The 12,355-nt window shown below is 34.8% G+C and carries 13 protein-coding genes; all 13 read right to left on the bottom strand.

The annotated features are described in order from the left end of the window. Positions 1-66: 66 nt before the first annotated feature. Positions 67-927, bottom strand: a complete 861-nt coding sequence (atpG, locus tag ACP7AQ_RS02420) for an ATP synthase F1 subunit gamma (protein ID WP_426094243.1) — start codon at positions 925-927, stop codon at positions 67-69. A gap of 98 nt (positions 928-1,025) precedes the next feature. Continuing rightward, positions 1,026-2,603: a F0F1 ATP synthase subunit alpha gene (gene atpA / locus ACP7AQ_RS02415; protein WP_426062443.1), complete on the bottom strand. Its 1,578-nt coding sequence runs from the start codon at positions 2,601-2,603 to the stop codon at positions 1,026-1,028. A gap of 38 nt (positions 2,604-2,641) precedes the next feature. After that, the gene (atpH, locus tag ACP7AQ_RS02410) at positions 2,642-3,175 is read right to left on the bottom strand and encodes an ATP synthase F1 subunit delta (RefSeq protein ID WP_426094242.1); all 534 of its coding nucleotides are present in this window, start codon (positions 3,173-3,175) and stop codon (positions 2,642-2,644) included. A 2-nt stretch (positions 3,176-3,177) separates the two neighbouring features. Further along, positions 3,178-3,669, bottom strand: a complete 492-nt coding sequence (locus ACP7AQ_RS02405; RefSeq protein WP_426094241.1) for a F0F1 ATP synthase subunit B — start codon at positions 3,667-3,669, stop codon at positions 3,178-3,180. Between the two features lie 77 nt (positions 3,670-3,746). Next, positions 3,747-3,947 carry an ATP synthase F0 subunit C gene (gene atpE, locus ACP7AQ_RS02400; protein ID WP_026708812.1) on the bottom strand — a complete coding sequence of 67 codons (201 nt, stop codon included), beginning with the start codon at positions 3,945-3,947 and terminating at the stop codon, positions 3,747-3,749. Between the two features lie 41 nt (positions 3,948-3,988). Then, on the bottom strand, positions 3,989-5,140 hold the full coding sequence (gene atpB, locus ACP7AQ_RS02395) for a F0F1 ATP synthase subunit A (RefSeq protein WP_426094240.1): 1,152 nt from the start codon (positions 5,138-5,140) through the stop codon (positions 3,989-3,991). 131 nt (positions 5,141-5,271) lie between these two features. Continuing rightward, positions 5,272-5,655 carry a hypothetical protein gene (locus tag ACP7AQ_RS02390; protein WP_426094239.1) on the bottom strand — a complete coding sequence of 128 codons (384 nt, stop codon included), beginning with the start codon at positions 5,653-5,655 and terminating at the stop codon, positions 5,272-5,274. Further along, entirely contained in the window at positions 5,652-5,891 is a 240-nt protein-coding gene (locus tag ACP7AQ_RS02385) for an AtpZ/AtpI family protein (RefSeq protein ID WP_091203367.1), read from the bottom strand. The genes ACP7AQ_RS02390 and ACP7AQ_RS02385 overlap by 4 nt, the downstream gene beginning before the upstream one ends. Further along, positions 5,866-6,264: a bactofilin family protein gene (locus tag ACP7AQ_RS02380; RefSeq protein WP_426094238.1), complete on the bottom strand. Its 399-nt coding sequence runs from the start codon at positions 6,262-6,264 to the stop codon at positions 5,866-5,868. The genes ACP7AQ_RS02385 and ACP7AQ_RS02380 overlap by 26 nt, the downstream gene beginning before the upstream one ends. A 3-nt stretch (positions 6,265-6,267) precedes the next feature. Further along, positions 6,268-8,895, bottom strand: a complete 2,628-nt coding sequence (locus ACP7AQ_RS02375) for a tetratricopeptide repeat protein (RefSeq protein ID WP_426094237.1) — start codon at positions 8,893-8,895, stop codon at positions 6,268-6,270. 313 nt (positions 8,896-9,208) lie between these two features. Next, complete coding sequence (locus tag ACP7AQ_RS02370; RefSeq protein WP_426094236.1) at positions 9,209-9,904, bottom strand: ABC transporter ATP-binding protein; 696 nt, start codon at positions 9,902-9,904, stop codon at positions 9,209-9,211. Positions 9,905-9,954: 50 nt separating this feature from the next. Continuing rightward, positions 9,955-11,418 (bottom strand): DUF5687 family protein, encoded by a 1,464-nt coding sequence (locus tag ACP7AQ_RS02365; RefSeq protein ID WP_426094235.1) that lies wholly within the window; start codon positions 11,416-11,418, stop codon positions 9,955-9,957. Between the two features lie 261 nt (positions 11,419-11,679). Then, complete coding sequence (locus ACP7AQ_RS02360; protein ID WP_426094234.1) at positions 11,680-12,351, bottom strand: hypothetical protein; 672 nt, start codon at positions 12,349-12,351, stop codon at positions 11,680-11,682. Positions 12,352-12,355: the final 4 nt, after the last annotated feature.

Raw genomic sequence — 12,355 nt, 5'->3', positions numbered from 1 at the left:
TAAAATTAAACAAAAAAAGAGCCAACATCTGTTGGCTCTTAGAATATATTTCGAATCAATAATCTATTACCCATTCAATGCTTCTGCTCCACCAACAATCTCTAGGATTTCGTTAGTAATAGAAGCTTGACGTGCTTTATTATAAGTCAATTTCAATTGATTTCTCAATTCTGTTGCATTATCAGTCGCCTTGTGCATCGCAGTCATACGCGCTCCGTGCTCAGAAGCAAATGAATCACGAATTCCTTTGTACAATTGTGTTTTTAATGATTTTGGAATCAAAGTCAACACGATTTCTTCTTTTGATGGTTCAAAAATGTAATCTCCAGGAGTAACCGTAAGATCTGACTTGAGAGACGCTAAAGGCAAGAATTGTTCCGTTTGAACGATTTGTGTAGCTGCATTTTTAAATTGATTGTAAATCAACTCAATTTTATCGTATTCACCAGCAACGAATTTCTCCATTAATGAATTAGCAATTTTAGCCACATTATCAAAAGTCAAATCATCAAAAACAGCGCTTTCATTAGCTACAACCGGTAATGTTTTGCTTAAAACATCGTTTCCTTTTTTTCCTATGGCAAAAATATCCACTTGTTTACCTGCGTAAAATTCAGCACGGCTTTTAGCTTCTTTAATTGCATTCGTATTAAAAGCACCCGCTAAACCTCTGTTAGAAGTCACTACAACAAGTAACACTTTCTTAATTTCGCGTTGGGTTGTAAATTCTCCACCAGCATCACCTTCCAGTGTAGCAGAAAGATTTTGCAATAATTCAGTTAATTTTTCGGCATAAGGGCGCATTGCTGTAATTGCATCTTGTGCTTTCTTTAGCTTTGCTGCAGAAACCATTTTCATTGCCGATGTAATTTGCATCGTCGATGAAACGGAAGTAATTCTATTACGGATTTCCTTTAAATTTGCCATTTTATATTAGTCTAATGTCGTAAAGTCATAAAGTCTAAAGTCCTCAAAAGCAGATAAACTGACTTTAAGACTTTCGACTTTACAACTTTTGACTAGTTTTAGTTATATTTTGCTGATAATTCTTTTGCTACAGATTCGATTACATCTGTAATTTCGTCTGTTAATTTTCCTGCTTTCAACGCATCAAGAGTTGCTCTGTGTTTGTTGTTCAAGAATTCCAAGAAGTCTTTCTCAAATTCTCTTACTTTGTTCACAGGAACATTTCTCAATAAGTTTTTAGAACCAGCATAGATAATCGCAACTTGATCTTCTACAGTATATGGATCGTTCAAACCTTGTTTCAAAATTTCAACGTTCCTTTTTCCTTTTTCAATTACATTTAAAGTAACGGCATCTAAATCAGAACCAAATTTAGCAAATGCTTCCAATTCACGGAATTGTGCCTGATCCAGTTTCAAAGTACCTGCTACTTTTTTCATCGATTTAATTTGCGCATTTCCTCCAACACGAGATACCGAAATACCTACGTTAATCGCCGGACGAACTCCAGAGTTAAACAAATCTCCATCCAAGAAAATTTGACCATCTGTAATCGAAATTACGTTTGTTGGGATGTATGCAGAAACGTCACCAGCTTGAGTTTCAATGATTGGTAAGGCAGTAAGAGAACCACCACCTTTTACAATTGATTTCAATGAATTTGGTAAATCATTCATATTTTTAGCGATGCCATCATCTGCAATTATTTTACAAGCACGTTCTAATAATCTACTGTGCAAGTAAAAAACGTCTCCAGGATATGCCTCACGTCCCGGTGGTCTTCTTAACAAAAGAGAAACCTCACGATACGCAACCGCTTGTTTTGATAAATCATCATAAACAATTAAAGCCGGACGACCTGAATCTCTGAAATATTCACCAATTGCAGCACCTGCGAAAGGAGCATACACTTGCATAGGAGCTGGATCAGATGCATTTGCAGCAACGATAACAGTATACGCCATTGCACCTTTTTCTTCTAACATTTTAGCAATTCCTGCTACAGTCGAAGCTTTTTGTCCAATAGCGACATAGATACAAAATACTGGTTTCCCAGCATCGTAAAATTCTTTTTGATTTAAGATAGTATCGATACAAACAGTTGATTTACCTGTCTGACGGTCACCAATAACCAGCTCACGTTGTCCACGACCCACCGGAATCATAGCATCTACTGCTTTGATACCTGTTTGTAATGGTTCAGTAACGGGCTGACGGAAGATAACTCCAGGAGCTTTTCTTTCTAAAGGCATCTCATATAAATCTCCACCGATTGGTCCTTTTCCATCAATAGGAAAACCAAGAGTGTTTACTACACGACCTACCATTTGCTCTCCTACTTTGAGAGAAGCAATACGTTGTGTTCTTTTTGCAGTTGAACCTTCTTTGATTCCTGTTGATGGTCCTAAAAGTACCACACCAACATTGTCTTCTTCAAGATTCAAAACAATAGCTTCTAATCCATTGTCAAATTCAACTAACTCTCCGTATTGAACATTAGAAAGCCCGTAAATACGAGCAATACCATCTCCAACTTGAAGTACGGTTCCTACTTCTTCTAGTGTAGCACCAGATTCAAAACCTTCTATTTGCTTTCTTAATATCGCTGAAATTTCAGCAGGTTTAATTTCCGCCATCTTAATTTATAATTTAAACACTTAAATGTGCAATAAAACTAATTACTTAACTCTCTTTTTAATACTTGTAATCTGTTGGCAACTGAAGCGTTGTATTGCTTATCACCTATTCTCAAAATAAATCCTCCAATTATCGCAGGATCTACTATATTTTCTACTGTAATTTTTTTATCTGAAAATGTTGCTATTTTCGCTAAAACTTTTTCTTCTAAAGCCTTATCCATAGGAATTGCCGTAGTAACTTGCGCTACTTCGATACCATTTTCCAAGTCAGATAATTTACCATATTCAGTAGCAATAGCCCCTAATATTTCGAATCTTTTGTTTTCAAATAACAAATGAAATAACCCTTGAGTTACTCCGTTGATACCCGCAAAAACTTCTAACAAGGCATTTTCTTTAACCGCAACTTTAATGGTAGGATTTTGAATAAAAGTACTCAATTCTAAATTTCCATTGATAGTTGTAGCAATAGTTTTCATATCACTGCTTACCGCTTCGGCAACACCTTTTGAGTTTGCTAAGTCTAAAATTGCTTTTGCATAACGAATTGCTGCTCTTGTACTTGCCATAATTAGTTCAATTTAACGTCACCTAACATATTCTCAATCAATTTTGTTTGAGCTTCTTTGTTAGATAATTCATCTTTCAATACTTTTTCAGCAATACTCAATGACAATGATGAAACTTGTGATTTCAATTCAGCCATAGCGGCATTTTTTTCTGCTAAAATAGCTGTTTTAGCTTGCTCGATCATTCTTGCGCCTTCTGCTTGCGCGTCAGCTTTAGAATCAGCAATCATTTTATTTCTCATTTCACGTGCTTCTTTCAATAAAGAGTCACGCTCTAATCTTGCTTCCTGAAGAATACGTTCGTTTTCGGCAGTAAGATTTTGCATTTCTCTACGAGCAGTTTCTGCTGAAGATAACGCTTCATTGATTGAATCTTCTCTACCTTTTACTGCGCCAAGAATTGGTTTCCAAGCGAATTTTCTTAAAAGGATAAAGAAAACTATAAAGATGATCGAGGTCCAAAAAATTAAACTCTCTGGTGCTGTTAAATTCATATTTTTATATTTAAAAAGTTTGTTTTAGAAATAAAAACTCCCTGATACCAACCGTATCAGGAAGTTTTAAATTTTAATTATTGTGCGATCAACGCAACAACTACTGCGAAAAGTGCAACACCTTCAATAAGTGCAGCAGCGATAATCATAGCAGTCTGGATTTTTCCAGCAGCCTCCGGTTGACGAGCAATAGCGTCCATTGCAGAACCACCAATTTTTCCAATACCTAGACCTGCACCAATAACAGCTAATCCAGCTCCGATTCCAGCTAATACCATAATACTAAATTTAATATAGTTAATAATTAATAAAACACACTTTAATGATGATCGTGCTCTGCTACGGCCTGACCAATAAATAATGCTGTCAACAACGTAAAGACATAAGCCTGTAACGCCGCAACCAACATTTCAAGTACACTCATGAACAGTACGAAAGCTCCAGAAATTGGCGCAACGGCTACTGATTTGAATATAAAAATCAATGAGACTAAACTCAATATAATTATATGTCCCGCAGTAATATTCGCGAATAAACGAATCATTAATGCAAAAGGTTTTGTCAACATTCCAATGATTTCTACAGGAATCATGATAGGATACAACGCTTTAGGAACTGGAGGCATAAAAATATGTTTCCAATAATCTTTGTTGGCACTAAAAGAGGTTACAATAAAAGTAATCAATGCCAAAACGAATGTAAAGAATATATTTCCGGTAAGGTTTGAACTGAAAGGGAAAAAAGGAATCAATCCAATAAGGTTATTAATCCAGATAAAGAAAAATATAGTCAATAAATACGGCATGTATTTCGCGTATTTTTTTGTTCCAATATTAGGTATCGCGATTTCATCTCTAACGAATATTACTAATGGCTCCAGAAATCCAGCGATTCCTTTCGGTGCTAGTTTATTTTTATTGTAAGAACGCGCTACAGCAAGGAACAAAAAGAACAACACAAGAGCTGACATCAACATCGAGAAAACATTCTTAGTGATCGAAAAATCAAGTGGTCTGGCATCAAACGCAAAAGCACCGTTTTTTCTTTCTTCTTCAGTTAAGGTTTCAAATTTATCCGCATAAAAAATAACCTCGTTGAAACGAACTAATTTTTGACCATTAACATCAACAACATGGTGTCCTTCATTATCATGGTGAAATTGTTCTGAAGAAAAAATCTCCAATCCATTGTTTGTCCATAAAATCACAGGAAGATAAAACGTTATAGGATGACCATCATAATCCGCAATGTGAAATTCGTGAGAATCTCCAATGTGATCATTAATCAATTCCGTAGCATTAAATTCTTTTTCAGCAGAATGACCTGTTTCTCCGTGTGCTTCTGTAACAGGAGCAGCGTTTTCTGTGTGATTTTGAAGACTATCCGCTGTTGGATTTGCGAAAGTAACCAACGGCATACACGCTAGAAAAGTAACTAACAGGAATTGAAGTGATTTTTTAGAAATTACCATTATTAATTGTGTATCTGATTTTACGTTTTTAAAATTTTTTGCAAAGGTACATATTTAATTGAAAATTGAAAATTATAATGATGATTTTAAAAAATGAATTTTACAATCGTATTGCATTATTTTCAAGCAATTTATCTTTTATTTAGTAATCGTATTGCAAAAATGGTTTCAAAAAGCAAAAATAGGAAATAAGGGATGAAAAAAGCTGCTATATCTAAATTAGTTTCTCTGCCTTCTGATTGGATTAATGGAATCAAAAAAACGACAGCCGCCATCATTTTCACAAAAGTGGTGCCCAGAAAAGCAAAACCGGTAAAATCCGGAAAATTTAAATTTACAAAAAGCAACAGCAAATAGATCAAAAGCGTGGAAACAAACAGGAAAAGATAAATACTCCAAGTAGCATAAAAAAATTCATGATGTGCACTCCAGGCTGCTGTTCCATAATATTGTGCAACAAAAAAGAGCAATGTGAAGGGTATTAAATACTTCAAAAACGGTAAAATTTTAATCATTCGTTATTTTTATTAATATTTTTAACTTGGCGAATTACGTTGTAAAGAGCTATAAAAACGGACAATAGTGATAAAATAATAGTGTAAAAGGAAGAGCTTTCATCTGAATATTTTTTATCGAGCCACATCCCAAAGTAAGTGAACGCAAAAATGACAATTCCCATTTGAAACGGAATTCCCATAAATACCAACCACTTGTTAGAATTGTTTTTATTTGGTGTTTTGTTGTCCATCATTCAAGATTTGATTTTTACTATTGGTTTTCATCGCGCAAGACGCAGTGAAATCAGCACCTGGTTCCACGGATAATTTTCCTACTGAAACTTCGCCATGAATACTGGCCTTCGCTTTTACATTCAGGACTTCAGTAACTTGTATTTTTCCGTCAAATTTTCCTTCGACATCCGCATTTTTACAGATAATATCGCCGGTGACACTTCCCGCAGGTCCAATAACAATTTTTCCTTCCGACTGAAAATTTCCTATTAAATTCCCGTCCAATCTAAAATCAGCTTGGGATATAATGTCGCCTTTTATCGTTGTTCCTTCCACAATTCGATTGGTTTTTCCCAAAAGATCGGTGTATGATTTTTGTTTTTTATCAAACATATTTTACTTTTTTGCTGGTGCTAAGTACGTTTCAAGATTTTTCTTAATTTGAATCACTTTGTAGTTATCGCCCGAAATCACAATAGCTGGTTCGGCCATTTTATATTTTACATTTTCTTTCAAAACCAATGCAATTTCATCCGAGTAAACTCGTGATTTTATCCCATGAATTGTAATAAAATTTTCTTTCTCCGTGTAAATATCATACGAATAGTATAGTTTTTGAAGATTTTCACTCGCAATGAATAATTTGATTTTTTCTTCTAAAGCTTTTGTGTTTTTATCGTCGCGGGAACCCACTAGAAATAGAATTTTCCAATTGTTTGAATCCGTTGTTTTGAATTCCATATTCTCTAAAAATGGGATTTGTTCGGTCAGAATAACTTGTGCATTTTTCCCTTCTTCACTGTTGGGATAATTATCCGCTACCACTTGCAATGCGTTCTTGTACGCCGACAAACCCTTTAATTTACCAATAGCATTTGCTTTAAGCAACTCAAATTTGGATACAATCTCATCTCCCGAAAACTGACTAATCAAAACGTCTGCGTTTTCTAAAACCGTAACAAATTGTTCTTGTTGAAATAACTTATACCATTTCTTATAGACACTTTCCGGGGTTTCATTTTGAGAAATTCCATTTGGATTAGTGTTATTTATTATTTGTGCATATCGAGAATCCGGAAATTGAGCTGAAATGTTGTTTTTCATTTCTGCCGCTCTATTTACATCTGCGATTTGATATAATTTATACAAATTGTACATCGCTGGCGGCGTGAGTTTTTCTTCTGGATTATTGATTAAAAATTGTTCCAGTTTAGCAATTGCCAAAGAATTTTCTTTGAATTTTTCCTTGTAAATAATCCCCAATTGATAATACGCAAAATTGCGTTCTTTATTGATGCTGTCCAATTCTATTTGCGCTGTTGGAAGTTGTTTCAGGTAAAAATCAGCGGTGTATTGTTCCACAATTTTATTTGGTTCCGCTTCCTTTTCAACAGATTGTTTATCCTCATCCGAAGCAGTAGCTAAAGATGAATTTGCATTTCCTGATGAAATTCTCCAATTGCCATTTAAAGTCCTTTCGCCCCAATTTTTCTTAAATTCTACTTTTCCAAAAGCGACCGTTGTCGGATTATAAAAATAGAAAACTCCAGCTGCCGGTTGTGTAGCTGTACTGGTAATAGTAGGCGGAGCCATTGATGATTTACGGGCTGATTTTGCCGGCTCTAGACCTGAAGCAGGATCAATCGAAGTCATCGAATTGTTTCTGTTTATGTTTTCCTGTTTCGCTTTGTTTTTCTCCTCTAAAAGTCGCTTAACCTCATCTTTTTCTTTTAGCGCAACAATGTACTTTTCAAAATAAGTTTTACGATCCGCAGGATTCATCGCAACCACATTTAAAATACTGTCATTTTGCTTTGCAAGCGCTTCATACAAAATCACCTCATCAAGGTTGCTCCTTATTTTTTGGATTTTTGCAAATTCCCTTGTTTTAGTATTCAGTTTAACCAAAGTGCTGTCGTAATATTTTGCTGCCGACGGATATTCTGCATTTCTAAAATACAGATTTCCCAAATTCCTGTAATTTGAAGCTACTAAATAGGTGTCTTTTGAATTGGTTTTCAACGATGCATTATAAAAATCCAATGCTGTTTTCTGATTGTTTTTCTTGTCATGAAATACTGCCATTTGATGAAAAATCAAATCTTTGTACGGACGATTTTCCCGGTCTTGAATCAATTTATCGAATGTTTTTACAAAAGAAACCGAATCTCCCGATTGATAGTCAAACAACTCCGCTTTTTTGGCATGTGCTTGAATAACAAATTTGCGCTCCGCTTTTCGGTTCATTTCAATCACGGATTGATAGGAAGTAACAGCGCTGTCTTTGTATCCCAATTCTTGATACAATTGTCCCAAAACAAAACGGTAACGGGCTCTTTGCTGATTTACTTTCGTAAATTCTATTGCTAATTTTAGTTTAGCAACGGCACTGTCTATTTCTTCTAAATTTAAAAAAGAAGCGGCTAAAAGAGCGTTTGCATCTGCAAAAACTTGTTTTTTTACATCTTGATCTTCTAATAATTTACTGATATTTTTTATCACCAAAGCATCATTTCCCAAACGCATGTTGGTTTTTTCGCGCCAAATTTTAGCTTCATAAATTCGGCTGCTGTTTGGGTATTTGTATAGAATATAATTGAATGCATCGAGCGCAGGAACAAATCGTTGGTCGTAATATCTGGCTTTTCCAAGCATCAGATACGCTTCGTCAATTTGACTGTTTTTTTCTTGACCACCAATGTTCATCGAATGTTTTTGAATGGCTTTGGTAGCTTTGGTTTCTGCCAATTCAAAATCGGTGTTTTTAGATTTTGTTGTGGAAGTGAAATCTTCTACAATTTGCATTTTTTCTACCGGCAGAAGTTGCCAAAAATCATCATCGTTGTTGGCATTTACCGCCAGAACTCCTTTATCCAATCCTATTTGCCCGTTGTATAAAATATTATAATTAGTGCTTAAGGCATGCGTATTCCTAGCCATAAAAGTGTCTCTCTTGATAGAACAAGCTACTAAAAAAGCAAATAACAACAAGAAGGATAACGGTTTAAATATATTGATTTTCAATGGAAAACGTTTTTATCAATTAACTGCCAAATATACTTTTTAGTATATGCACTGGTAAAAATACATTTCTTTTTGATATCGTGAAAATTATGACATTATATTTGGATATTCGTCTGCTGCGTAAGGAATGGAAGCGGCATCCTTTATTTTCTTTCTTTAAGAAAATAAAGATACAGCGGACAGCCCGACCCGAAGTTTTTACGGAGGGTTACGCCCAAAATAAACCGCTAATTCGCAAACTGAACATTCAAATTAGTAAATGCAATTAGCAAATTAGCGGTAAAAGTTTTGTCTACGACAGTTGCGTTGAATTTTAAACAGCAAAAAACAGTTCTAATTCCTGTAAGGTTTCCTCTGAAGTTTGAATGTCTTTGACCACTTCGCCTTTGTGCAGCGCGACAATCCTGTTGCTGACCTCAACGGTGTGCAGTAAATCGTGGCTGGAAACCAGGACGGTTACTTCCGGATTATCGGCTAAATCCTTGATAATTTTTTTTAATCGAAATTGGGTCGTGGGGTCTAAATTGGCAAACGGTTCGTCCAGAATAATGACTTCCGGATTTCCGATTAAGGTGGCGATGATGCCAACTTTTTTCTGGTTTCCTTTGCTTAAATCACGTAAATATTTCTTGTTTTTAAGGATTTCTCCGTTGAAAAATTCTTCATGTGTGGCCAATAAAGCATCGACATCGGCTTTGTTTTGTCCGCGTAAATCGCCAATGAAATAAAAATATTCTTCGGGTGTTAAGTAGCCAATAAGAAAACTTTCATCCAAGAAAGAAGCAGTGAACGGTTTCCAGTTTTCGCTGGTGTTTACCTGAATGTCATTATTGATAATATTTCCTGTTGATGGCTGGATCAAGTCCAATAAAAGACTGAAAAAAGTGGTTTTTCCGGCTCCGTTATTCCCCACTAATCCAAAGCTTTCGCCTTTTTTTATTTCTAAAGTATCTATTTTTAATACGGTTGTTCCGTTGTATGTTTTTGAAAGGTTGTTTACTTGTATCATTTTTTGAAGTTTAATCGGTTGACTCGTTATTTGGTTAATGTGATTGCTAATTATCCTTTTTGTTTGTAAGCCGCAATGGTCGCGTATTTCTCTGATTTATAGATTTTTTCAATTAACGAAAATGCTTTCTCTTTGAATGCAAAACCAATCACTCCTGCCCCTGTTACTAGCGCTAAGCCTATATTGGCATTGCCAAATTTAGAACCTAACCAATACAATAAAACGGGCAAAGCCAATTGCGGAATCGAAATCAGCATGGTTTTTATGTTGAATGCTTTTTTATCGCCAAAAGCGCCTTTTCCGGAACTTAAATCGATTGGTGTTTTAGTGTATGCGCCGCCCAGCAATACCAAATGGGAATTGACTCCAATGTTATAAATAGCACCCACAATAATTGTTAAATATACCTGCCATCCAAAATAAAGATAGAACGACGCAATGGTTGTGGTCACTACTGTAGCAATCACCATCAGCCACCATTTCGAACTTAAATACCCTTTATAAGGAATGTTTTGCGTCATCATTAACTGGTAGTAGGCGCTGTCCCAACTTGGTACAAATTGTCCGAAAGTAATTAAGAATCCACCCGAAACGAAAATCCCGGCAAAAATGTGCATTACAGGATTATAGAAAGCATTATTAGTGAAAAATAGAAGACCATAAAAGAGGAACATGACACTGAGACCTACTGTGGTTTTTGACCGTTTGTTTCTTTTGATTAATTTAATGTCATTTTTCAAAAAGGTTCCTATGGTTCCAAATTGGTTTAACCAAGTCAGCTCTTCTGTTTTAGCAACATCATGTTTGTTTGACAATCCCGCATCGAGGTATAAATTCTTTTTGAAATACTGAAAAGTAACATAATAAAGCGCAATTAAAACAAAAACCGGAATGGCAAAAGCCCAATACGTATTGAAAATAGCATTGAAAAATGGCGCGGTAAACTCCGTGATATTAAAGAATCCGTAATACTGTAATCCTCCTAAAATAGCAGCTGTTGCTAAGAAAATGGCAAATAAATTGTCTTTATTACTCAATAGAATATTTAGAAAATTGTTGCTGAATAGTAAAGAAAAGATCGCAGTGTACCAAAGCACTACGGAAAGCACATCATAGCCTTCAATAATTAAAACAACACAAAACGGAATCAGGAAAAAACCATGCGCCAAATTGAAGAACGACAAAACGGTTTTTCCTAATGAGAAATGAACAATCGTGGATTTTTTTATAGGGAAAATCAACATGGGGCGAATATTCATCACCGGAATTTTTTGCAACAGCAATCGGATTATTAAATCCATCAATACATAATAAATCATGAATTGATTTACGGTTACGATGGGGTCTAAATTCATTTTCTTTAGAATATAAAAGGCTCCGACTCCTAGTGCTAGGAAGATTAAAATGAAATAAACGGCGACAAAACCCATCAGGATTTTCAAAGCCAGATTTGTAGCGAAGGAAGCTGACCGAAAAAATGCTTTCCATTCGAGATAAAGGAATTTTTGAATCATAGTTTGGTTATTTTGGTTTTAAGGTAAGTATGTCAAAGTAGGAAAACGTTACAGATTTTGTGGTTTGTATTCAGGATAAGTTTGTTTTAGATAGGATTCTGTTTTGGAAGGTATTAATTTAAAAATGATGAAAAGTGCGATACTTACTACTATAAAAACAATATTTGCTCCCCATAAAAAATAGTCATTGATTAAAAAACTACTGAATAATTGGAACAATATGTTGTGGATAAAGTAAGTCTGTCCGTTGGGCTAGTAGTTTCATGCATTAGAAATAGATAGTTTCTTTTTGAATTGTAAGTGTTTGTATGCCAATTGCAGGTAAATTCCCGTGATTAAAACATAAGTTATTGCAAAAAAAACAGTTACAAAAGCAATTTTAGCGTCTGGATGATTTAACCTTACTGGAAATCCACCAATTCCAATCATAAAAAGAAATAGAATGAGACCAAAGCTTTTTTTCTTCATCAAATAACTGTAGGTTGTTTGGATCTTTGATTTCCAGATTAAACCCCAAGCCAAAATAACCAAACAGAATTCGACTAAAACAAATGACCTCAGGACTCCTTGACTATTTGTTATAACTAATTCAGAGTTTGAATTTCTAACAAACAACATCAATGACAGTGTAATCAAAGAAGAAATTGCAATTACCGTAAATAATTGCCTTTTTACTATTTTGTGACATTTAACAGTCATTATTTTAGGGTTTGTAAAACCTATTAATCCTGAAAAGGATGGCTGTAATTCTGGTTTCCATTTCTCTAAAACTTCATCAAAAATAACTTCAAAAGAACTTTTTTCATCATTTAATTTTTCTTCTATCTCTGAAGCAATATGATCAATCAATTCTAGTTTAATATCATCATAAACAACTCCATTTAAAACAAGCGTTTCTTCAATAATCGTTAGTTGGTGGTTAGTTAGTTTCATCTTC

Source organism: Flavobacterium sp. DSR2-3-3 (genome assembly GCF_049896585.1).
Lineage (GTDB): Bacteria > Bacteroidota > Bacteroidia > Flavobacteriales > Flavobacteriaceae > Flavobacterium.
Note: the sequence above shows the minus strand (reverse complement) of the source record. Positions and strands in the feature narration are given on the sequence as shown.